The sequence below is a fragment of the Pedobacter sp. CFBP9032 genome (assembly GCF_034045265.1).
Lineage (GTDB): Bacteria > Bacteroidota > Bacteroidia > Sphingobacteriales > Sphingobacteriaceae > Pedobacter.
This window is the reverse complement of sequence record NZ_JAXCWE010000011.1, coordinates 117,250-139,191: the sequence shown is the minus strand read 5'-3', so window position 1 is coordinate 139,191 and position 21,942 is coordinate 117,250. Positions and strand designations below refer to the sequence as shown.

The 21,942-nt window shown below is 36.8% G+C and carries 21 protein-coding genes; 10 read left to right on the top strand and 11 right to left on the bottom strand.

Annotated elements, in window-relative coordinates; genetic code table 11:
- Positions 1-2: 2 nt before the first annotated feature.
- The 5 genes from SOM16_RS18585 to hemA form a co-directional block, all read right to left on the bottom strand.
- Entirely contained in the window at positions 3-869 is an 867-nt protein-coding gene (locus SOM16_RS18585; RefSeq protein ID WP_320465560.1) for a sensor histidine kinase, read from the bottom strand.
- A 127-nt stretch (positions 870-996) separates the two neighbouring features.
- Complete coding sequence (gene hemL / locus SOM16_RS18580) at positions 997-2,367, bottom strand: glutamate-1-semialdehyde 2,1-aminomutase (RefSeq protein ID WP_320465499.1); 1,371 nt, start codon at positions 2,365-2,367, stop codon at positions 997-999.
- Positions 2,368-2,539: 172 nt separating this feature from the next.
- Positions 2,540-3,508 carry a porphobilinogen synthase gene (hemB, locus tag SOM16_RS18575; RefSeq protein ID WP_320465498.1) on the bottom strand — a complete coding sequence of 323 codons (969 nt, stop codon included), beginning with the start codon at positions 3,506-3,508 and terminating at the stop codon, positions 2,540-2,542.
- A gap of 245 nt (positions 3,509-3,753) precedes the next feature.
- Complete coding sequence (hemC, locus tag SOM16_RS18570; protein ID WP_320465497.1) at positions 3,754-5,343, bottom strand: hydroxymethylbilane synthase; 1,590 nt, start codon at positions 5,341-5,343, stop codon at positions 3,754-3,756.
- A gap of 316 nt (positions 5,344-5,659) precedes the next feature.
- Complete coding sequence (gene hemA, locus SOM16_RS18565) at positions 5,660-6,886, bottom strand: glutamyl-tRNA reductase (RefSeq protein ID WP_320465496.1); 1,227 nt, start codon at positions 6,884-6,886, stop codon at positions 5,660-5,662.
- Between the two features lie 104 nt (positions 6,887-6,990).
- On the opposite strand from hemA, the gene SOM16_RS18560 reads away from it, so the two are divergent.
- Both SOM16_RS18560 and SOM16_RS18555 read left to right on the top strand, forming a co-directional pair.
- Entirely contained in the window at positions 6,991-7,389 is a 399-nt protein-coding gene (locus tag SOM16_RS18560) for a DoxX family protein (RefSeq protein ID WP_320465495.1), read from the top strand.
- A gap of 101 nt (positions 7,390-7,490) precedes the next feature.
- Positions 7,491-8,315 (top strand): alpha/beta hydrolase, encoded by an 825-nt coding sequence (locus SOM16_RS18555; protein ID WP_320465494.1) that lies wholly within the window; start codon positions 7,491-7,493, stop codon positions 8,313-8,315.
- 16 nt (positions 8,316-8,331) lie between these two features.
- Here SOM16_RS18555 and SOM16_RS18550 read toward each other — a convergent pair whose 3' ends face one another.
- The gene (locus SOM16_RS18550) at positions 8,332-9,606 is read right to left on the bottom strand and encodes a mechanosensitive ion channel family protein (protein WP_320465493.1); all 1,275 of its coding nucleotides are present in this window, start codon (positions 9,604-9,606) and stop codon (positions 8,332-8,334) included.
- Between the two features lie 51 nt (positions 9,607-9,657).
- On the bottom strand, positions 9,658-11,643 hold the full coding sequence (gene ispG / locus SOM16_RS18545) for a (E)-4-hydroxy-3-methylbut-2-enyl-diphosphate synthase (RefSeq protein WP_320465492.1): 1,986 nt from the start codon (positions 11,641-11,643) through the stop codon (positions 9,658-9,660).
- A 163-nt stretch (positions 11,644-11,806) separates the two neighbouring features.
- On the opposite strand from ispG, the gene SOM16_RS18540 reads away from it, so the two are divergent.
- Positions 11,807-13,003 carry an ATP-binding protein gene (locus SOM16_RS18540; RefSeq protein WP_320465491.1) on the top strand — a complete coding sequence of 399 codons (1,197 nt, stop codon included), beginning with the start codon at positions 11,807-11,809 and terminating at the stop codon, positions 13,001-13,003.
- A 24-nt stretch (positions 13,004-13,027) separates the two neighbouring features.
- Here SOM16_RS18540 and SOM16_RS18535 read toward each other — a convergent pair whose 3' ends face one another.
- The 4 genes from SOM16_RS18535 to SOM16_RS18520 all read right to left on the bottom strand — a co-directional run bounded on the left by SOM16_RS18535 (position 13,028) and on the right by SOM16_RS18520 (position 16,116).
- Positions 13,028-13,636: an RDD family protein gene (locus SOM16_RS18535; RefSeq protein ID WP_320465490.1), complete on the bottom strand. Its 609-nt coding sequence runs from the start codon at positions 13,634-13,636 to the stop codon at positions 13,028-13,030.
- A gap of 86 nt (positions 13,637-13,722) precedes the next feature.
- Positions 13,723-14,703, bottom strand: a complete 981-nt coding sequence (locus tag SOM16_RS18530) for a LiaF transmembrane domain-containing protein (RefSeq protein ID WP_320465489.1) — start codon at positions 14,701-14,703, stop codon at positions 13,723-13,725.
- A 5-nt stretch (positions 14,704-14,708) separates the two neighbouring features.
- Positions 14,709-15,407, bottom strand: a complete 699-nt coding sequence (locus SOM16_RS18525) for a PspC domain-containing protein (RefSeq protein ID WP_320465488.1) — start codon at positions 15,405-15,407, stop codon at positions 14,709-14,711.
- Positions 15,408-15,426: 19 nt separating this feature from the next.
- Positions 15,427-16,116 carry an SDR family oxidoreductase gene (locus tag SOM16_RS18520; protein WP_320465487.1) on the bottom strand — a complete coding sequence of 230 codons (690 nt, stop codon included), beginning with the start codon at positions 16,114-16,116 and terminating at the stop codon, positions 15,427-15,429.
- A 145-nt stretch (positions 16,117-16,261) separates the two neighbouring features.
- Here SOM16_RS18520 and SOM16_RS18515 point away from each other — a divergent pair, with 145 nt between their 5' ends.
- The 7 genes from SOM16_RS18515 (at position 16,262) to SOM16_RS18485 (ending at position 21,894) form a co-directional block, all read left to right on the top strand.
- Entirely contained in the window at positions 16,262-16,996 is a 735-nt protein-coding gene (locus SOM16_RS18515) for an MlaE family ABC transporter permease (protein WP_029284070.1), read from the top strand.
- Complete coding sequence (locus tag SOM16_RS18510; protein WP_320465486.1) at positions 16,996-17,748, top strand: ABC transporter ATP-binding protein; 753 nt, start codon at positions 16,996-16,998, stop codon at positions 17,746-17,748. The genes SOM16_RS18515 and SOM16_RS18510 overlap by 1 nt, the downstream gene beginning before the upstream one ends.
- Before the next feature lie 21 nt (positions 17,749-17,769).
- Entirely contained in the window at positions 17,770-18,015 is a 246-nt protein-coding gene (locus SOM16_RS18505; protein WP_320465485.1) for a type II toxin-antitoxin system VapB family antitoxin, read from the top strand.
- Positions 18,016-18,405: a type II toxin-antitoxin system VapC family toxin gene (locus SOM16_RS18500; RefSeq protein WP_320465484.1), complete on the top strand. Its 390-nt coding sequence runs from the start codon at positions 18,016-18,018 to the stop codon at positions 18,403-18,405. It begins immediately after the preceding gene.
- Complete coding sequence (locus tag SOM16_RS18495) at positions 18,402-19,283, top strand: class I SAM-dependent methyltransferase (RefSeq protein ID WP_320465483.1); 882 nt, start codon at positions 18,402-18,404, stop codon at positions 19,281-19,283. Before SOM16_RS18500 ends, SOM16_RS18495 begins: the two co-directional genes overlap by 4 nt.
- Positions 19,284-19,378: 95 nt before the next feature.
- Positions 19,379-20,425, top strand: a complete 1,047-nt coding sequence (locus tag SOM16_RS18490; protein WP_320465482.1) for a hypothetical protein — start codon at positions 19,379-19,381, stop codon at positions 20,423-20,425.
- A gap of 65 nt (positions 20,426-20,490) precedes the next feature.
- Positions 20,491-21,894, top strand: coding sequence for a hypothetical protein (locus SOM16_RS18485; protein WP_320465481.1), 1,404 nt, complete (start codon positions 20,491-20,493; stop codon positions 21,892-21,894).
- Positions 21,895-21,942: the final 48 nt, after the last annotated feature.

Genomic DNA, 21,942 nt, shown 5'->3' with positions numbered 1-21,942 from the left:
GATTAACTAAATGTTACTTCAAAAATACTTCCTTGAGGCAAATTGTCTTTTACTGTAATATCTGCATCATGGTATTGTAAAACCTCTTTCACAATAAACAAGCCTAAACCTGTTCCTCTCGCTTTCCTGACATTCTCATTACCAACACGGTAAAACTTATCAAATATCAACATTTTTTCGGCATCTGAAATACCCGGACCTTTATCAATTACACTTAACCTTAAATGCCCTTCGAGCTTATCCAGAACCACATTTATCTCGTCACAAGGACTCGAATATTTAACTGCATTTTCAATCAAATTTGTCACTACTGACGATAAGGCAAATTTGTCACCCATAATCTGCAAATTTGGCTGAATTTGAGCATTAATCAACTGTTCATTACCACAAGAGTGAACCTGAAGGCGATCAGTGATTTTATAAACCAACTCTGAAAAGTTAAATTCCTCTTTCGGAAAGGTGTAGGAGCGATTTTCAATTTTTGTGGCCAGTAGCATATTTTCGACTAAATCATCCAGCCGTTCTATGTCTTTTAATGAATTATTCAATAAAGAAACCTGACGGACTTTATCTAAATCTCTTTTAATAATGGTTTGAATGGAAAGTTTTATAGCTGCTAACGGTGATTTTAATTCGTGTGTAATCGACATTAAAAAGTTTTGCTGTTGTTCTCTTAACTTATCTTCCCGCTTTAGCGATTGATGAAGAAAATATCCGCCAATACAAAGCAGAAACAAAAATACAGAGCCTTCGCCCATAATCATTGTCATTCGACTTGGCTGTAAACGCACCACCAGCGTACCCCAGGAAATAAGTTGAATTAGGGCGTAAAGTAGTAATGCGTAAAAGATAATTATAGATTTCTTCATTTCCTTCGGTTTTATTTCACTCATTTTTAGATTACACAGATTACTTATTGTCCTTCATAGCTTAATTTTCCAAACCTCTTTGTTCTCTGCGAACACCCAATGTCCACTGTGGTTAATTAAATCAGCCTTACTTCTTAAATACTAGATCTAAAGCTTCAAATATAGCACGCTTTGCTTTCTCTAATTCAATTTTCGTGTGCGCTGAAGATACAAACCCAACTTCATATCCCGATGGGCCTAAATAAATTCCTCTATTTAGCAACTCCCGGTGCATCACCTTAAATTTCTCCATGCTGCCTGCATCAATATCATCAGCTGTCTGAATTTTATCTTTATCGGTAAAGGCAAACCAAAAAATAGAGCCAACGGTAAAAACTTTGAATTTATAATTTCTAGCCGTAGCAAATCGTTGAATACTTTCAACAAACCCGAGTGTTTTAGCGTTTAAATCCTTATAAAAACTTGATTTATTTAGCTCGGTAAGTGTAGCAATACCTGCAGCCATGGCTACTGGATTGCCAGATAAAGTACCCGCCTGATAAACACCTCCATCGGGGGAGATATGTGCCATAATAGCTGATGATGCACCGTACATTCCTACTGGTAAACCACCGCCAATGATTTTTCCATAGGTTACAATATCTGGTGTGATGCCATAATAAGCAGCAGCACCTTCAAAACCTACACGAAAACCAGTAATTACTTCATCAAAAATTAATAATGAGCCATTATCTGTGCAAATTTTACGCAAAAACTTAATGTACTCCTCATCCTGAATAATAAGTCCATTATTAGCTGGAATTCCCTCAATAATTACCGCAGCAACCTGATCTTTGAACTGTGCAAATGCTTGTTCAATGGCATGGGTATCATTTAAAGGAATTACAATAGTTTCTTCAGCAAATGATTTTGGCACCCCGGCAGAAGAAGTTTCGCCAAAAGTGACTAAACCAGAACCTGCTTTAACTAAAAGGGAATCGCTATGACCATGATAACAACCTTCAAATTTGATGATTTTATCCCTCCTGGTGAAACCTCTTGCCAAACGGATTGCTGACATTACTGCTTCAGTACCAGAACTGGTAAAACGAATTTTTTCTACAAAACGATTATTCTTAATAATCAGTTCTGCCAATTCATTTTCCAAAGCTGTTGGTGCACCGAAGCTCATCCCGTTTTGCATCACCTCAGTAACTTTTTCTCTAATTTTTGGATTATTGTGTCCTAAAATCAAAGGGCCCCAACTTCCGCAAAAATCAATAAACTGGTTTCCATCAGCATCCCAAATATAGCAACCATCACCCTTCTCAATAAAAAGAGGTGTACCATAAACTGATTTGAATGCCCTAACAGGAGAGTTTACACCACCTGGGAAATACGTTTTTGATTTCTCATATAACTCTGCAGATTTAACTCTGGAAATATCAGGTTTGCTTCCGGTATTTACAGGAATATCGTCTTCGTTGCCTGAAAACATCTTTTTTAATGAATCTAACATTTTTATTAAGGTTGAAGGCTGAAAGGTAGAAGGTGTAAAGCTTTGGGTGCATAACCCGCAACCAATAAACCCTCAACTTTTTTCCTAATATTTTATAGATTTTATCAACTGAATAGCTTTGGATTAGATTACGGATATAAACCCTCAACCTTAAACCTTCCGCCATCCACCTCTAAAGCCAGTTGTTATTTAAAATATCTTTAATATGGTAAGTGGTAATGATACTTGCTCCTGCCCTTGCAAAAGCATGCATGGTTTCCATTACTACTTTTTGTTCATCTATCCACCCACGCTCTGCGGCTGCTTTAACCATTGAATATTCACCGGAAACGTTGTAAACAGCGATTGGCAAATTGATATCTTGTTTTAAACGCTGAATGATGTCTAAATATGCTAATCCTGGCTTCACCATTAACACATCTGCACCTTCCTGCTCATCTAACTGTGCTTCACGCAAAGCTTCCAGGGGATTTCTGAAATCCATTTGATAGGCTTTTCTATCACCTTTACTTGGTGCACAATCTGCGGCCTCTCTAAAAGGACCGTAATAAGCTGAAGCAAATTTTGTAGCATGGCTCATAATAGCCGCATTTTCAAAACCATTTTTATCCAGCAAATTGCGCATTGTTTCAATTCTCCCGTCCATCATGTCTGACGGAGCAAACATATCTGCGCCAGCCTGTGCATGGGTTAATGCCATTTTAGCAATTACTTCAGCCGTTTTATCATTTTGAACATAGTCGTTCTCCATAATACCACAATGACCATGAGTGGTATAAGAACACACACAAACATCGGTAATCACGTATAAATCTTCACCAAACTGTTTCTTCAGTTCGCGCACTGCAGTAGGTACTAACGAATGATCATGATAAGCAGATTTTGCATCGGCAGATTTTTCATCGCCAACGCCAAAAAGCATTATTTTATTTAATCCTTTTTTCAACCCCGCTTCCACATCACTAACCAAAGTATCAACAGAATAATGGTTTACACCTGGCATGGCATCAATGGCATGCGTAACATTCGTTCCTGGCACCACAAAATAAGGGTAAACAAACATATCTTTCGATAGTCGGGTTTCGGCTACCATCTCTCTAACCAACGGGTTCTTCCTCAATCTTCTCGGACGATGTAACATATTATTTTATTAGTATCAAGTATTTAGTATCAAGTATATTGACTTGAAGTTTCATTATTTTTAATTTTTGTCATTATAAGTAACAAAGAATCTGTTTCATCATTTGCAGATGCTTTGTACTTCTACCAGGCAGCAAGATTCAAGGTTGTGGTAAAATGACTAAATGAGACACTAAAATTGCTTATCACGCAGAACAAAGATTCTAACTTGCTTTCGCTTTAGATCACTTAGTCTTCCAGCTTAAACTACTTGATCTCTATTCCAAAAACTGCCTCTGTTAGGCCGATTTCATCAGGCGAATATGGCAAGGCGTACTTCACACCCATTTCATCAAACTTTTTACCTGTAGAATTCCCGATAGCAATCACCTGTTGACCAGGCTCCAGCAAGTTATCTACAAAATAAGCGTCAACATTTGATGGGCTGGTAAAGATTAACACATCGGCATAGCTTTGATCAATGTCTTCTTCGATTACTGTTTCGTAAATTGGTAAATCAATAATTTTGGCATCGGCCGGTAAAGATTTTTGAATAGACTGCAAAGAATCCTGCGCCCGTGGAAATAAGATATTCTTTCCGGAAACTAGTTTTGCAAAATCTTCTGCAACTTCGGTAATATCGCCGCTTTCACCAACAAAATCAGCAAAATGGCCAAATTTACGTAAAGCATCTTCTGAACCTCTACCTACTACCCCAAACTGTGTTTTTTTAGGCAGCATTGGTTTAAGATTGAAGAAATAGTCAACGCTATTACGGCTGCTGAAGAAAACCCAATCAATATTTTTAAGGATAAATTGATCTAAAACCGTCACGATTGGGAACGTACGGATTAAGGAACGTCCTTCAATTTCGATGCCTTTACTTTCCAGAGCTTTTCTGAAATAACTATGCTCACCAATTTCACGCGAGATGAAGACTTTGGTTGGTTTCTTTCTTTCCTTGCTAAATTTGGCAACAATTTTTTCTGCTAAACCAGCTGAAGTTTCCGAACGTAAAAACAGGCGTTCCGGAAAATCGTCTGCTGTTTCAGCTTTTGATGTCCATACTTCGAAAACACCATCTTCTTTTTTGCAATAACAACCTAAAGGCATGTGACAACCACCTTCGAAAAGATTTAAAACTTTACGTTCTACGCCAACTTGTTCAGCAGTTTCAGGATCATGAAGTTTTTGAAGGGCTGCAAAGAGTTCGCTGTCATTTTCTCTGATCTGAATGGCTAAAGCACCCTGAGCGGGTGCAGGAACGAATTCTGTTGGTGCTAATTCTTCTACATGAAACTCACTCACGTCTAAACCTAAACGTTTGATTCCAGCTTTAGCCAACATAATGGCATCATAACTCTCATCTCTAAGCTTCTGGATCCTTGTGGGTACATTACCACGTAAATCTTCAATTTCCAAATCAGAACGCAACCCTAATAACTGGGCTTTCCTGCGGTTTGAAGACGTACCCACCATCGCACCTTTTTTCAAAGATAACTTCTGTGATACATCAACACAATCCTTCAAAATCAGCAAACATTCTGTTGCCTCTTCACGGGGAGGAATAGCAGCAATGGTTAATCCGGCAGGATGATTGGTAGGTAAATCTTTTAAACAATGTACTGCCAGATCAATTGTTCCAGCTAAAAGTTCTTCTTCCAATTCTTTGGTAAAAAAACCTTTTCCTTCCAATTTATCCAATCTCAAATTCAGGATTTTATCGCCCTGCGTTTTGATAATTTTAATTTCTGCCTCAATTCCGATTGCAGCTAATTCATTTTGAATATGGTTAGCCTGCCACAAAGCTAGTTCGCTACCGCGTGTTCCGATGGTTAATTTCTTCACTATAAACATTTAATCAACTGCAAATTTAAGGTAAATTTGCTTTATACCATGATTTGTTTAAAAATGAGACAGTGAGGTTACAGAGAAGGGAGATTGATATGAAAGTACTGTAATTTCATAGTCTACACCTGAAAGATTTCTTTAAACTAATTAGTTTATTACAGCCGAGATATAAAATGCAAAAGTATAGTGAAAACTAATTGTTGATTCAACTCTATAAATTATAGAAGAAAATATAGGCTTAATTGGCATGTTTACGCCTAACGTATGCAGTCTTTGTAGCAAGAAGTAACTTTGCTTTCTTTGCGGTTAAACCACGAAATAACTAGGATTGTTTAACCAGAATTTCTTTAGCCATTACCATTGGCACACTGATACATTTTTTCTCCATGTAATTCATCACCCGTTCTAACACTTCACGAGATGTTTCATCCATTTGACTAATTTCATCAGCAAACACACCATTTAAGGCTGTATTTTTAATTTCTTTGATTTTCCGGGGTACTTCCTGCATTGCCAACTCGATCCGACGTTGCTTTAATACCATTAAAAACTCAGTGATATTTGCACTAATGATATCTTCAGCATGAACCAATTCGTTATAACGCTCCTGAATATTTTTACGCGCAACCTCTTTTAAAGATTCTACTTCAATATAATAAACAGGGTTATTGTGAATTACAGAAGGCGCAACATCATTGGGAATGGCAAGATCTACAATTACCTTTTTCGTCTTATCGCCATTAAGTAATTTAGCATAAAGCGCTTCATTAATAATTGGCTCAGTAGAACCCGTACAAGTAATAATGACATCAAAGCCTTCAGTAAAATTTTCTAAAGCCAACAAGGGATAAGCTTTTCCATTAAGTTCTTCTGCAAGAGATTCTGCCTTTGAAAGCGTACGATTAAATACAGAAAAATTAGAAAATTTATGTTTGCTTAGGTATTTGGCAAGATTCAGATTGGTTTCTCCGGCGCCAATAATTAATACTCGTGGATTAGGAGAGACATTAAGCTCCTTAAGCTTACGGTAAGCTAAAGAAACCACAGAAACAGGATTTTTAGAGATGTTAGTGTGGGTATAAACTTCTTTCGCAGTTTTAACTACACGCTCCATAATCATTCTCATATAGTCGCCTGTAAAACCTGCATCGCGACAGTTTTCATAAGCTTTACGAATTTGCGGAAGAATTTCTTTTTCGCCAACCACCAAACTTTCTAAAGAGCAAGAGGTTCTTAACAAGTGATTAAAAGCTTCTTCATTTTCATAAACAGTAACATTATCAAGGAAGCGCTCCATAAATTCAGGAGGCAAGCCCATATCTAAAACTGTAAGAAATCTGGTTACAAACTCTTTATCTGTTTTCTCTTTAGTAAGAAAAACAAATTCTACCCGGTTACAAGTACCGATATAGAAAATTTCACTAACAGGAAGTTCATTTTGAATATTCTTCAATCTACCATCTAAACTCTGGTCACAAATAACTAATTTCCCTAAAGATTTCAGGTCGATGTGATGATGCGTGAATGCTATTACTTTTAAATATTCCAAGTTGTTCCGTTGTTAACTACTGTCGGGATACAAAAGTAGCACGGTTGCCTGATGTCATCGTCATTCATCTGTAATTTACATCAATTTAGAACGGTTTTAAATAAATGCATAACACTGACAATTGTTCCCGGATTTATAAATTCTTTTTATGGATTTATGCTTTGTTTTATATCCTGGCGGGGATAAATCATTTTAGATCAACAGCTGGTTATTCTGAGATAATGCCAGATTGGATCCCTGTACACCAGTTTTTAATTTACCTATCTGGCTTTTTAGAGCTAATTTTAGGCACATTGTTACTCTTTAAACAAACCCGGAAAGCGGCAGCATGGCTAATTATTTTAATGCTTTTGGCATTCATGCCTGCACATATTTATATGATTCAGAAAGCACCATTCCTGCTTGGAAAAATCGAAATTACACCTTTAATAGCTTGGATTAGAATCCCCTTTCAGGTATTTTTTATCTGGTGGGCCTGGATTTATACCAGGAAAAAGATTTAAACATATGGCAACCAATATTGAAGCAATCGGCAAATGCTTTCCTATAAATCACAACAAAATCTGACTAAGCTGGTTTATTCTTTACACCAATACCTTAAAAGATGATTATACAAAATGAATTTAGCCTTACTGGCGCTGACGGAAAATTAATTATTGGCGACATCACTTTTGAAGACAAAAATCCAAATACGCCAATTTTACTTTTTGTTCACGGTTTTAAAGGCTTTAAAGATTGGGGTGCACATAATTTTGTTGCCCGTTATTTCGCGGCGAATGGCTACCGTTATATCAAATTCAATCTTTCCCATAACGGTGTAACTGCCGAAAACCCTAAAGATGTAACTGATCTGGAAGCATTCGCCAATAACACAGTTTCTAAAGAGCTTTTCGATATCAACGCCGTGCTTGATTTTATCGAAAAAGCTTATGGAAAAGAGACCGAAGTCAACTTAATTGGCCATAGTCGTGGCGGGGGTTTAGCCATTATTGAAGCTGCAAATGATGTAAGAATTAAAAAACTGATTACCTGGAGTGCAATCTCCAGCTTTGATAGCCTTTGGAAAAAGGAGCAGGAGGCAGAATGGAAAAAAACAGGAAAAATCCATGTAACCAACGCCAGAACGAAAGAGCAAATGCCACTGAATGTAACACTACTGGAAGATTTAGAAGAAAATGCAGAGACATTAAATATCGTTGAAGCGGCAAAGCGGATTAACATTCCCTGGCTTATCGTTCACGGTGATGACGACGTAAATGTACCTTTTGAACACGCTCAGCTTATAGCAGATGCCAATCCAAATAGTATAATAATCAAAATTGAAGGTGCCAACCACGTTTATGGAGCAAGTCATCCTTTTAAAAATGAAACGCTTCCTCCGCAGTTATTTAAAGTGTGCGAGAAGTGTTTAACCTTTTTGGGAGAATAGATCTTTGGGAGGGGATTTAATCATCTCCTCTCTTCACAAAACCACGCATATCACTTCCACTCGGGCTTTGGAAAATTTCTAAATCAAAGTATGGTACCGCAGCTAATAAGTGATCAAAAATATCTGCAGCTACTTCCTCAAACTTCTTTAGTGCTTTTTCTTTCGAGAAGACATAAATTTCTATCGGCAATCCATTTTCAGTGGCTTGTAATTGCCTCACCATAAACGTTAAGTCGGTATTGATGGATGGATTACTTTCTAAATATTTCTCAGCATAAACCCTGAAGGTACCGATGTTAGTCATGTGGCGACCATTTACCAGATTATTAGGGTTCACCGTATTTTCTGCATTAAACTGCTCAATTTGCAATTGTGTTTCTTTCAAATAATCTTTTAAAAAATCGATGCTTTGCAGACGGCCAATCAGCTCTTCATCACAAAACTTAATGCTTGAGATTTTAATATTGATGTGCCGTTTAATTCTCCGTCCTTCACTTTCCTCCATGGCCCGCCAGTTTTTAAAAGACTCACTCACAATGGCGTAACTTGGTACAATAGTGACCGTTTTATCCCAGTTCCTAACCTTAATCGTGGTTAAGTTAATCTCGGTCACTTCCCCATCGGCACCATATTTTTCTACGGTAATCCAATCACCAACACGCACTAAATCTATAGCACTCATTTGTACGGAAGCTACAAAACCTAAAATAGGATCGCGAAAAACCAGAATAAAAACGGCGGTTACCGCACCAAAACCTCCAAATATATAGACCAAAGATTGATTGAGAATGATGGATAAAATCAATACAAACCCAAAAATATAAATAACGATTTTAGCTACCTGCTTATAACTTCTGATGGGTTTGTCGGCATATTTTCGCGATGATTCCATGATGGAAACCAATGCATTTAAAAATGCATTAATGGCAAATAAGGTAGCGAGTACGACATAGATTTTAGAAAAAATCAATGCGTAGAAAAACCAGTTTTTGAAATCAATAAATAAATAAGGAACTGCGTTATAAATAATATATGCGCCAAAGATTAAAGCAAATGCCCTAAAAACCCTGAATTCATACAAAGCCTGCTGCCAGTCTGATTTTGTTTTGGCACTTTTTACTACACCGATAAATACTTGCCGGGTAACAAAAATAGTGATGAATAAAAACAGTGTGACACTTATTGATCCGATAAGGAAATAGCTATAAATTAGTGCTCCGCCTGTTAATCCCTGTTCAATTAAGAGTTTTCTTAATTCATTAAAAATGGATTCAAACTCCAATAGGTTCATGAGCACAATTTAGATTTTATTCGTGGAAGGATAAATAAACTTAAGAAGTGATTAAACTTTCTCTACCCAATTACCGTCATTTTTGATAATATCAATCAACTCATCTAAGGCGAAGGCAGTAGTTACGTTTTTCTTTACTACTTCCTGACCGCGATAAAGGGTAATTTTATCCGGGCCAGTACCTACGTAACCATAATCAGCATCAGCCATTTCACCGGGGCCATTTACGATACAACCCATAATCCCGATTTTAAGTCCTTTCAAATGATCGGTACGAGAGCGGATAAGTTGTGTAGTTTCCTGTAAATCAAAAAGTGTTCTGCCACAACTTGGACAAGAGATGTATTCCGTTTTACTAATACGTGTACGCGTAGCTTGTAAAATCCCAAAACTAGTTGCATTGATTAAGGCTAAATTCTGGCCTTGCGCATCAATCCAGATTCCATCACCAAAACCATCAGTAAATAAAGCGCCTAAATCTGTAGCTGCGTAAAGCATTAAAGTATCTGCATCCAAATCCTGATAGCTTCTTTTGATAATTACCGGGATCTGGATATTCTTTTCCTGCAAGCCAATAAAAAAGGCTCGCTGTTCAGCCATCCCATGATGAGCTGAGGTGTTTAAGATTAACACCACAGATTTGTCTAACTGCTGAATGGCCTCAATGTCTGCATGGTTGGCATCCACTTCAATAAAATTCAAAAATTCATCTTTAGTATCAGCTTTGCTAAATCCATCTAAAGAAAACAGCGGATGACAGTTATTTTTATCCCTTAGCTTTAACCAGGTTTGATGATTATAAACTTGTTTCAGGTTTCCGGGGAAAGAAAAAGATGGCAGATTATCACCAAGAAAAGCTAAATCACACGCCTGATCGGCCAGGTTATACTTATCTAATCCGGCGCTGTAATTATATCCTACAGCATTTAAGAAATAAGGATCTTTTAGATTTTCTTTTGAAACATCGATCATTACCACCGGGTGATGATGATCACCAATGTGTTGAACAGATTGCGTAATTCTTCGGGAATAGGAATATGGGGAATAAGTCTGGAGTCCAAAATCGGGAGTCCGAGGTGTTGCTGCGCCATCAATCTTCTGACTTCCGACCTCCGTCTTCTGACTTCTTAAAGCGTACCGATCTGCCAAAGCTTTTGCAACTGGAGCTTCAAACTCTGGATCTTCTGTTAAGGAAACGCGAATGGTATCGCCAAGTCCATCTTCCAGCAAAGTTCCAATTCCTACCGCAGATTTAATCCGTCCATCTTCTCCATCGCCAGCCTCTGTTACGCCAAGGTGCAAAGGATAATTCATTCCTTCTTTAACCATGGTTTCTACCAGCAAACGATAAGCCTGAACCATCACTTGCGTGTTACTTGCTTTCATGGAAATCACCAGATTATAATAGTTTTCTGCCTCACACATGCGCATAAACTCCATTGCTGATTCTACCATGCCACGCGGTGTATCGCCGTAATGGCTCATAATCCGGTCTGACAGCGAACCATGATTGGTTCCGATTCGCATTGCAGTCCCGTATTCTTTACAGATTTTAATGAGTGGTATAAATTTTTTATTGATTCTTTCTAATTCAGCCGTGTAAGCATCCTGAGTGTATTCCAGATTTTCAAATTTCTTTTTATCGGCATAATTTCCTGGATTTACGCGTACTTTTTCCACTATTCGAGCCGCCATTTCAGCAGCATTAGGGGTAAAATGGATATCAGCAATTAATGGTACATCATATCCGCGGAAGCGCAATTCTTTTTTGATATTGGATAGGTTTTCGGCTTCCTTTATACTTGGTGCTGTAATCCGAACGTAGTCACATCCAGATTCCACCATGCGGATCGTCTGTTCAACTGTTCCGATGGTATCCATAGTATCGGTAGTCGTCATCGATTGAATCCGAATTGGGTTATGGCCTCCCAGGGCGATATCTCCAATTTTAACTTCGCGAGTTAAAAACCTGGAATACTGCGTTAAACTGTTGCAATACCCTCCACCTAACTCATGCTTTACCAATAAATTTTCCATGCGACTGCAAAGATAAGCTAAATGTTTAATTGTTAAATTGATAGATTGTTAAAATAATAATGATAGCAAATACCTCATTTTGCTATATTTTTAGAGCAATTTTATTGTTTTTTGCTATTTATTTATAGCAATTTTAAGTAATTTTGCTTCAGATTAATAGCAAATGGAAAATTTAAAGATAAAATCCAACCTAATTGTTCAGCAACAAACAATGGATATTGTTAGGCCATTATCAACAAACATAGATTGGAGCAACAGACTTATCAGTATTTTAGGTGCAAGGGGAACAGGTAAAACCACCTTAATTCTACAACACATTAAAGCAACCTACGGACTAAGTAACGAGGCGATGTATATTACCATGGATGATATTTATTTTTCAGACAATCAATTATCTGATTTTGCAAATCTATTCAGACAGAGCGGAGGGAAAATACTATTTATAGATGAGGTGCATAAATATCCAAATTGGGCAAGAGAAATAAAAAATATATACGATTTCTATAAAGATTTAAAAATTGTTTTTACAGGCTCATCTATTATTAACATTGAAAGGCAAAATGCAGATTTAAGCCGAAGAGCGGTACAATATGAATTAACCGGGTTGTCTTACAGGGAATTTTTAAGTTTTATTGGCGTTGCGAACATAGATGTCATATCAATTGATAATTTACTGGAAAATCATGTTCAGATTGCCAATGAATTAATTTCAAAGTTTAAACCATTACAATACTTTAATGAATATTTAAAACATGGTTACTATCCTTTTTTCTTAGAGAACTTAAATACTTATCATTTGCGTTTGGAGAAAGTTGTCCGGTTAATTATCGAAGAAGATTTACAATTTATAGCTGGTTTCAATCCGCATCACTCTCGGAAAATTTATCAACTACTTTATATTTTATCAACTAATGTTCCTTTTAAACCTAACATTACCAATTTAAGCGAAAAAACAGGAATCAGCAGAAACATGGTTGTGGAATACTTGTATTACCTGAATAACGCTAAATTAATTAATTCACTTTCTGCAGCAGGTAAAAGTATTAGTACTTTACAAAAACCGGATAAAATTTTTCTGGAAAACACTAATTTATCGTTTGCGTTGAGTCCAAACAATACAGAGAAAGGTTCTCTTCGAGAGGCTTTTTTTATGAATCAAATTAAAAATTCAGCGTATGAAATTAGTTTACCATTAAAAGGCGATTTTTTTGTTGATGACAAATTTACTTTTGAAATTGGAGGCAAGGGAAAATCAACAAAACAGCTTACTGGCGTTGAGCACGCTTATCTTGCTGTTGATGATATGGAAGCTGGAATAGGCAATAAAATTCCTTTATGGATGTTTGGTTTACTTTATTGATTAGAAATTGATGCTAGCCGTTTCCTAAATCAACCTATCTTTTATGACCAATGTTTCAGCAGTAATATCATGCCAGCACTGGTTTTTCTTGTTCAGAAAACTATAGAGGTATCCAAAGAAAACCGGAACTACTGATAATATTTTAGAAAAATTACGACCTAATGAACGTCCGAGAGAAACACGGGTACCCTCCATATCTGTAACCTTTATATTTAACATTCGTTTACCAATGGTGGCTTGAGTTGTAGATGCTTCTGCGAAGACTCCGTAGATTAACTTCACAATGAAGATTATGGGGAATGGCATCAAAAAAGCCTGTATTCGCTCATCTTTCCCCTCAATAAAAATGTAGCTAGTTAGGATGATGACGGTATAGATGCCGAAGATGATGAAATGATCAATAACGGAGGCTAATAGCCTTTGATCGAAAGCTGCAAAATATTGAGGCGCGGTCTTTTGATATTTAAAACCAAGAAGCTCACGCAATTCAGGAATTGCATGAGCTTCTTTATAATCATCCATTCCAGGCTTGCGAATAAATGTATTTGGTGTGATGTTCAGATCGGATAACTGAGATAAACTATATGGCCCTTGAGGCTTACCATTCATCACAACTGTATATTCAGAATTCATTAGAATTTGGCGTTAGGATTAAAGATAGAAAAAGGTTAAGCTATATAGAGCCTCAAACCTTTCGCCTTTAAGCCCTCTACCTAATTTTAATATCTACTTACCTCAAAGTTACTTAATCCGCCATCTAAATTGATGAAAATTTTATGGGTAGATGTTTTATAATTCGATGTTTCGTAGAGTCCTTCGTTAACTTTTTCAAAGCCTTCGAAATCTTTTGCAGATAAGCCAGTTTGTGTTTTTATTCTACAGCCAGAATTTGTTGGAACTTTAATTTTAACGTCTGCCACACCAGATTTGACAACAACATCTGTTATAGGTAAAAGGTCACCAAATTTTATATCAAGGGCAGCGGCACCACCATCAAATCTAAAAGTTCTCACCTTATAATCTTGGAAATCCATATTAGCAGCGCCAGCACCAAGTTTCATTAAGACATCCCAATTGGCTTCTTTATTTAGGTTAAAATCAACATCGTTTGATCCATTATTGAAATTCCATTTTTTACGCTTATCTTCTAACTGAAACGTTAATACCGTAGCGCTATCAGTAACTGCCTTCTTCAATGAAAAAATACCATTTTTCCCTTTCACACTGGCATCTATTAACGCTGATGTTTCCCCGTTTAAATTGAACGAAATGCCTCCTCCGGAAATATTTAAGACCGTTTTCTTTGTATTATCTGTTGCAACAAAGGGCTCTGATAGTTTAAATTCTTTGACTGCTACGCTATCGCCATCATTGTCATCGTCTTCATCATTATCTCCGTTGATATTAATATCTACATCTTTTTTGAAATTTCTACCCCACCACGAGCCGTGCTCCGGAACTTGTTGTCCTTTTACAAACAAGAATGACAATGCTACCACTAAAACAGCAATAGAAATGATACTGCCAGTTTGCGAACTATCTTTGTTAAATAAAATATTCAGACCGCCTATAATTAAGAATATTGGCCAAAAGCCCCAGACGTTACGCCAGTAGAAATCTATTATTCCAAAGTTTTCGAGTAGAAGTACACCGCCAATAAAAAGCAGTAAAATACCCCAAATTAATCTATCTAATTTCATAATACTTATAGTTGAGGGTTATTTGTTGTTGAATTATTTGTTTGATCAGGATGAACTGTAGGCTCACTTTCTACCACAACTCCAGAAAAATCTGCTTTCTTTTCTTCTTCAGCAGCTTGCTGTTGTTTAAAAGCCTGCCAATCATTCTTTCTTTTCGATTTTGCGATGATACTAATACCTAATGCAATAAAAATCAGTGGCCACATAAACTTAAAGAAGTTCCTGATGGTGAACCAATCCGGGATAAAATCCATCTCCCGCATTAAAAAGAAACAGCCAATAACAAGTAATACTAAACCAGTAACCGTTCGTCCGGTATCATTAGGTTTATTAAACCTACTAAAATCAGGTTGAGTTTCAAAAGGCGTTTTTTGTGCATTTTCATTAACGGGCTGTGTCCAGTTTGCATTTCCAGAACCTACTGGCCCGGTAAATGGCGGGGGATTACCGAATGGTGCACTGTTTGGATTGTTTTTATTAAAATAATCATTAAACTTTGAAAATCTAAAAGCGGGATCATTGTTAACCGGAACAATTGCCCACATAATAATATAGGCGATCAGGCCGGCCCCAGCCATAAAAATAGTAGATAATACAAATAATAATCTGATTATGGTAACCTCTACCTGCATATAATCTGCAAGTCCTGAAGCTACCCCGGCAATCATCTTATCGTGTTCGTTTCTAAAAAGCTTCTTTTCCATAACGCGGTTCATTTTGTGTTTAAAAATTGAGCGGAGTGATTAAAACCTCATCAACGTTTACCCCTTTACTTAAGTTTAAAATGGCATAAAGCGTATCTGCAATATCAGCCGGTTGTACAAATTTCTCATCAGGAATTGTTGTTCCTTCCCATGATGCTGTTTTTGTGGAGCCGGGCAAAAAAGCAGTTACCTTAACATTGTGTGGTGCTAACTCTTGCCGCAATACATGATTAAGACTAAACATCGCTGCCTTTGTTACACTATAACTGCCACCATTTTCTACAGGACTTTTGCTTGCCACCGAACAGATATTAAAAATATGACCTTGCTGACGCAAACGCATCTCTTTCCCGAAAAACTTACTGATGTAGTAGGTTGCATTTACATTCAGATCCTGTTGCTTTTCAAATGCTTCATCTTCTTCATCCAATAAACTTCCTGGCATAAATGCACCCACGTTATTCACCAAGACATCTATAAAGCCGAATTCATTTTTTACTTTATTCAGGAATTGATAAACTTCTTCTTTTATGCTACAATCAACAGGGTAAGTAAGGATTGTTCTATCAGGAGCAGTAAGTTCTTTTTGGAGTTGCTTTAAATCTTCAGCGCTTCTGGCGATCAACACTAAATCATATCCTTCTTTCCAAAGTTTAGTGGCTACTGCCCGGCCAATGCCTTTTGTTGCGCCAGTGATTAAAGCTTTCATTTTTTATGGTTTAATTTTTGTTGACAAAAAACCATATTTATATTCGAAACCACGAATATTTTTGTAATTATCAAAGCGCTCCAACTTTTTTATCGTTTCTTTGTAGTAATATAATTGATCATTTAAATTAAGCAACATATACGGAATGAATTTTACCAATTTCGGGAGATACATCCTGCTGCTCAAATCTGTATTCAGAAGGCCGGAAAAACTAAAAATATATTTAAAGGAAATTGCCAAACAAATGGATTATGTTGGTGTGGGCTCTTTGGGCCTTATCGCCATCATTTCTACTTTTATTGGTGCGGTAATGACTTTACAAATTGCTTTCCAGTTGGTAAGTGATTTTATTCCTAAAACCATTATCGGGTCTGTAAACCGGGATTCCAGTATTCTGGAGTTAAGCCCAACCATCAGTGCGATTGTTTTGGCTGGTAAAATTGGTTCAGCGATTTCCTCTGAAATTGGTTCGATGCGTGTAACCGAACAAATTGATGCCCTGGAAATTATGGGAATTAATGCGCCTGGCTATTTAATCCTTCCAAAAATCATTTCAGGAATTACGATGGTACCCATGTTGGTAATCATTTCTATGTTTTTAAGCATTTCTGGTGGTTATTTAGGTGGTTCATTATCTGGCGCGGTTACTCCAGCAGAATATCTTCAAGGCATTACGACTGATTTTAATCCTTACACCATCGTTGTTGCCTTGGTAAAAGCTTTTGTTTTTGGTTTTATTATTACATCGGTGCCGGCATACGAAGGTTTTTACGTTCGTGGTGGCGCTTTAGAGGTTTCACAAGCAAGTACCAGAGCGGTTGTTATTAGCTGTATCTCTATCCTTGTTTGCGATTATTTAGTTACCCAATTGTTATTGTAATGATCGAAGTTAAAGACATATATAAATCATTCTCTGGAAACGAAGTTTTAAAAGGCATCTCTGGTAAGTTTGAAGAAGGAGTTACTAATTTAATTATTGGTGGCTCAGGCTCAGGTAAAACTACCTTATTAAAATGCATGGTTGGTTTACATCAGCCAGATTCGGGGTCCGTTTTGTACGATGGGCGTGATTTTACGCCAATGACATACGAGCAAAGGATTGAGGTTCGTAAAGAAATTGGAATGCTTTTTCAGGGATCTGCTTTATTTGACAGTATGACGGTAGAGGATAACATTATGTTTCCACTCAATATGTTTACTGATCAAACAAGAAAAGAAAAGCTGGAGCGTGTTAATTTTTGCCTGGAGCGTGTAAATCTTGCCGGTAAAAATAAATTATTCCCGGCAGAACTTTCCGGCGGGATGAAAAAACGTGTAGGGATTGCCCGTGCCATTTCTATGAACCCAAAATACCTTTTTTGTGATGAGCCTAATTCTGGCTTGGATCCTAAAACATCGATCGTTATTGATGAGTTGATCCAGGAGTTAACAGAAGAGTTCAAAACCACAACGATTGTAGTTACCCACGATATGAACTCTGTGATGGGGATTGGGGATTATATTTTATTCCTGCACGAAGGAAAAAAATTCTGGGAAGGCAGCAACAAGGAAATCGCACATACCGAAATCAAGGAATTAAATGACTTCGTTTTTGCAAGTCGCTTTATGAAAGCTGCAAAAGATAAGTTTTAAGAAAATTCTTATATTTGTTTAATGACTACGGCTACAAAAAACATCATTCACAAATTAGAAACCTTACCTGAAAAGATGGTAAATGAGGTAGAAGATTTTATTGATTTTTTAAAGGCTAAACACTCGAAGAGTTTTTATAAAGAAGGCACAGATCAGCATCAAATTGTTGAGGAGCCAAAAAGCTTATACGGTGCTGCGAGGGGAACTATACTTTATATTTCTGAAGATTTCAATGAGCCGTTAGATGATCTTAAAGAATACATGTAAATGCGTTTCTTATTAGACACACATATATTTTTGTACTTTATCAATGGCGATCCACAAATTCCTCAGAAAACGATCAATCTCGTTAACAATCAGAATCTGAAAAAGTATTTTAGTATGGTGAGTATCTGGGAAATTGTTATTAAAATCAACATTGGCAAACTTAAATTAAGAGATGATATTACCTCAATTTATGCTTTGCTTATTCGACACAATATTGAATTTCTTCAGCCAGGTGAGCATGACTTCAAAGTGTACTCAAAGCTTCCATTAATCCATAAACACCCATTTGATCGGCTGATTATCTCACAAGCAATTGCTAACGATCTAACAGTTATTTCTGATGATCAATACATCAGAAATTATCCAAATTTAAAGTTACTTAATACATGATACAATTATTGGCCCCAACGCACTGGAAAGATTATGAACTGATTGACTGCGGGGATTTTGAAAAATTAGAACGTTTTGGAAATGTGATCTTAATCCGTCCTGAACCACAGGCCGTTTGGAAGAAAACATTATCAGAGCAGGAATGGAAAAAAACAGCCAACATTACTTTCAGAGGCCGTTCGGCAACTTCTGGCGAATGGGTAAAGAAAAATCAATCTATTCCTGATCGTTGGCATGTGGAATATAAAAACGACGAAGTGGCCATTAAACTTCGTTTAGGTTTAACTTCGTTTAAACACGTTGGCGTTTTTCCTGAACAAGCCGTAAACTGGGATTTCATCTCCTCATCTATAAAAAAGTTTAAAACTCCGCAACCAAAGGTGCTTAATCTTTTTGCCTATACAGGTGCTGCATCATTAATTGCGAACGCAGCTGGTGCCGAAACCACTCATGTTGATTCAATTAAACAAGTGGTTACGTGGGCAAATGAAAACCAAGAATTATCTGGTCTGAAAAATACACGATGGATGGTCGAAGATGCCTTGAAGTTTGTTAAAAAAGAACTTAAAAGAGGTAAAAAATACAATGGTATTATTTTAGACCCACCGGCATATGGTCATGGCCCAAATGGGGAGAAATGGAAACTGGAAGATCATATTCAGGAGATGATGCAAGATGTAGTGCAACTCTTAGATGAGCAGGAACATTTTCTGATTCTGAATACTTATTCGCTGGGTTTTTCTTCTGTAATTGTCGAAAATTTAATCCGTACCTCTTATCCAAAAGTAAAAAATTTAGAAGTAGGTGAATTATATTTACAGGCAACTGCAGGCATTAAATTACCATTAGGTGTTTTTGGCAAATTCTGCAATGTGTAAGTTTATTTAGTTTGATTCACCAAATTTACATACCTTTTCAGCGTAAAAGCAGATACATAAAAAAGCGTATACCTTAATCACTATTAATAATATCTATGAAATTTCCCCATTTAGCTGGCACAATTATGCTCGGTTTTGCCGCAATCAGTTTGTTTGCCAACTGTAATTCAGAAGGCAAAAGCGGTAACGGAGTGAGCCAGTCATCATCAGACACCACTAAAAAGAAAACGGATTCAGCAGCAAACGTAATGAAACCTGTTGATCCAAAACTATATGATTCTTTAGTAAAAAAATTAGCTAATGGCGATACCACGGGCAAATGGCCGGTAAAAAACCAGCCAACTCCATTAGCCGGAGCAATCCTTCCATTTAAACGTATTGTTGTTTATTATGGAAACCTGCACTCAAAAAAGATGGGTGCCTTAGGCGAATATGCGCCAAAAGAAATGTGGCAACATTTAAATACAGAAGTTAAGCGTTGGGAGAAAGCAGATCCATCTACTCCTGTGCAGGTTGGCTTACATTACATTGCTGCTGTAGCCAGCGGAACTCCTGGAAAAGATAAAAAATATATCAACCGTATGGGAAATAAACAGATTGATTCTGTTTTAACCATTGCGAAGATGCAACCAAACACCATTGTTTTTCTTGATTTACAGGTTGCCTTGAGTACAATAAAAGCAGAACTTCCCCATATCGAAAAATACCTGCAGATGCCGAACGTTCACCTGGGGATAGATCCAGAATTTTCAATGAAAGATGGCTCACTTCCAGGAAAGAGAATTGGAACTTATGATGCGGTAGATATTAATTATGTAACCGGTTATCTTGCTGATCTGGTAAAAAAGTACAATTTGCCTCCAAAGGTTTTTGTACTTCACCGTTTCACAAAAAAAATGGTAACGAATGCTGATAAGATCAAATTGCGCCCTGAAGTACAAGTAGTAGTTCATATGGATGGATGGGGCGAGCCAGAACTGAAAAAAGGTACTTACCGTCACTTTGTTTACGGAGAACCCGTTCAGTTTACCGGATTTAAACTTTTTTATAAGAACGATTTAAAGAAAGAACCTAAACGACTATTAACTCCGGAAGAGTTATTGAAACTCACTCCGAAACCAATATATATTCAGTATCAATAATATTTTAAGCCTGCAACTTCAGATTGCAGGCTTTTTTTTGCATCTTTATTTAACCCTCATCAACCATGAAAACAATCTTTTCCATCATTGCTTTATTCATTTCGCTTTCAGGTTTTGCTCAAGACCTAAAATCATCGAAGTCTTTACGCACAGCGCTTTCACAATCTGCAGAAACCGATAAACCTGTATTGCTGATCGTTAATACGCCTAAGCTAGCATCCCAGAAAGACCTAACAGCAAATGCGAAAGTTTTCAAATCTGCATTAACTGAAAAAGATGTCATTGAGAAAATTGAACAAAATTTCAAGGTGTATGAAACAACGATGATGGATACAAGCATAAGGTCTATAATCCGTTCAGGCAATATCAAACGTTTTCCGGCCTATATTTTTTTAAGGCAGAGTAAGGAAATTTTCTTCAGTGATTTTGGCAATTCGACAGATAAAAAGAAATACCTATTAATGGTGGATAATGCCTTGGCAGCTTACAAAGAAGAGCCTATAGCAGAACTGGAAAAAGATATCGAAGCAGATGGAAGCAATATTAGCCTTATCAAAAAACTGATCGATTCGAGAAAGAAAATTGGGATCACTAACAATGCAGATTTAATTGAAAAATACGTTAACAATTTAAAAATCAGCGATTTTGATAGTTATGACAATATCCGCTATATTTTAGAATCTGGCCCTTACGCGGATGGCAAGGCTTATAGATTGATTTACAACAATAAAAAGCTGGTTGATAGTTTTTATAAAAATGAGCCTTTGCAAAAAAGAGTAGCGGTTAATAATGCGATTATTTCTAACACCATGATTGCGGCAGCGAAAGAGAAAAACGCGGCCAGAGCCATGGCGGGTGCGAATTTCGCACGTTCTTCCTGGACCAGAGATTACAGGGCGGGAGATAAAGCTTATAACAATCAAATGCTTTGGTACTATTATACGGTAAAAGACACGGCCAGTTATATGAGATCAGCCCTATATTTCTATGATAATCATTATATGAATGTTAGCGCCGATAGTATTAAAAAAATTGAAGCAAGAAATCATAAAGCTACCATGCCAAGTCCATTTCCTGACAAGCAGGTAAAGATGGTATCTAAAGAGAAAATGGATAGCTTAATGAGACTTCCTGGGGCAAAAAATGTAACCACACAGTCTATTTTTTCTGTTACCTCTTCATCCAGCAACTATGCAATGGAATTAAACAATGCAGCGTGGAAGTTTTACGAAATTGGAACAAAAAATATCAACAACCTTTCAAAAGCAATGCTCTGGAGTCGCCGATCAATAGAGCTGGCTCCATTATCAGGATATTATGATACATTGGCACACATTCTCTATCGAATGGGTTATTATGAGGAAGCTGTTAAAACACAGGAAACAGCTATTGAAAAAGGCAAGCAAGAAAAAATGTCGGTTACTAATTTACAATCAGAGTTAAAGAAAATAAAATCCAAATCACTCTAAATCAAAACACTCGCTAAATCTATTCCCAAATATTTAATAGATACTAAA

Coding starts and splice junctions, on each gene's coding strand:
- SOM16_RS18585 (WP_320465560.1), bottom strand. CDS start 869: ATGAAGAAATCTATAATTATCTTTTACGCATTACTACTTTACGCCCTA.
- hemL (WP_320465499.1), bottom strand. CDS start 2,367: ATGTTAGATTCATTAAAAAAGATGTTTTCAGGCAACGAAGACGATATT.
- hemB (WP_320465498.1), bottom strand. CDS start 3,508: ATGTTACATCGTCCGAGAAGATTGAGGAAGAACCCGTTGGTTAGAGAG.
- hemC (WP_320465497.1), bottom strand. CDS start 5,343: ATGTTTATAGTGAAGAAATTAACCATCGGAACACGCGGTAGCGAACTA.
- SOM16_RS18560 (WP_320465495.1), top strand. CDS start 6,991: ATGCATAACACTGACAATTGTTCCCGGATTTATAAATTCTTTTTATGG.
- SOM16_RS18555 (WP_320465494.1), top strand. CDS start 7,491: ATGATTATACAAAATGAATTTAGCCTTACTGGCGCTGACGGAAAATTA.
- SOM16_RS18550 (WP_320465493.1), bottom strand. CDS start 9,606: ATGAACCTATTGGAGTTTGAATCCATTTTTAATGAATTAAGAAAACTC.
- ispG (WP_320465492.1), bottom strand. CDS start 11,643: ATGGAAAATTTATTGGTAAAGCATGAGTTAGGTGGAGGGTATTGCAAC.
- SOM16_RS18540 (WP_320465491.1), top strand. CDS start 11,807: ATGGAAAATTTAAAGATAAAATCCAACCTAATTGTTCAGCAACAAACA.
- SOM16_RS18535 (WP_320465490.1), bottom strand. CDS start 13,636: ATGAATTCTGAATATACAGTTGTGATGAATGGTAAGCCTCAAGGGCCA.
- SOM16_RS18530 (WP_320465489.1), bottom strand. CDS start 14,703: ATGAAATTAGATAGATTAATTTGGGGTATTTTACTGCTTTTTATTGGC.
- SOM16_RS18525 (WP_320465488.1), bottom strand. CDS start 15,407: ATGGAAAAGAAGCTTTTTAGAAACGAACACGATAAGATGATTGCCGGG.
- SOM16_RS18520 (WP_320465487.1), bottom strand. CDS start 16,116: ATGAAAGCTTTAATCACTGGCGCAACAAAAGGCATTGGCCGGGCAGTA.
- SOM16_RS18515 (WP_029284070.1), top strand. CDS start 16,262: ATGAATTTTACCAATTTCGGGAGATACATCCTGCTGCTCAAATCTGTA.
- SOM16_RS18510 (WP_320465486.1), top strand. CDS start 16,996: ATGATCGAAGTTAAAGACATATATAAATCATTCTCTGGAAACGAAGTT.
- SOM16_RS18505 (WP_320465485.1), top strand. CDS start 17,770: ATGACTACGGCTACAAAAAACATCATTCACAAATTAGAAACCTTACCT.
- SOM16_RS18500 (WP_320465484.1), top strand. CDS start 18,016: ATGCGTTTCTTATTAGACACACATATATTTTTGTACTTTATCAATGGC.
- SOM16_RS18495 (WP_320465483.1), top strand. CDS start 18,402: ATGATACAATTATTGGCCCCAACGCACTGGAAAGATTATGAACTGATT.
- SOM16_RS18490 (WP_320465482.1), top strand. CDS start 19,379: ATGAAATTTCCCCATTTAGCTGGCACAATTATGCTCGGTTTTGCCGCA.
- SOM16_RS18485 (WP_320465481.1), top strand. CDS start 20,491: ATGAAAACAATCTTTTCCATCATTGCTTTATTCATTTCGCTTTCAGGT.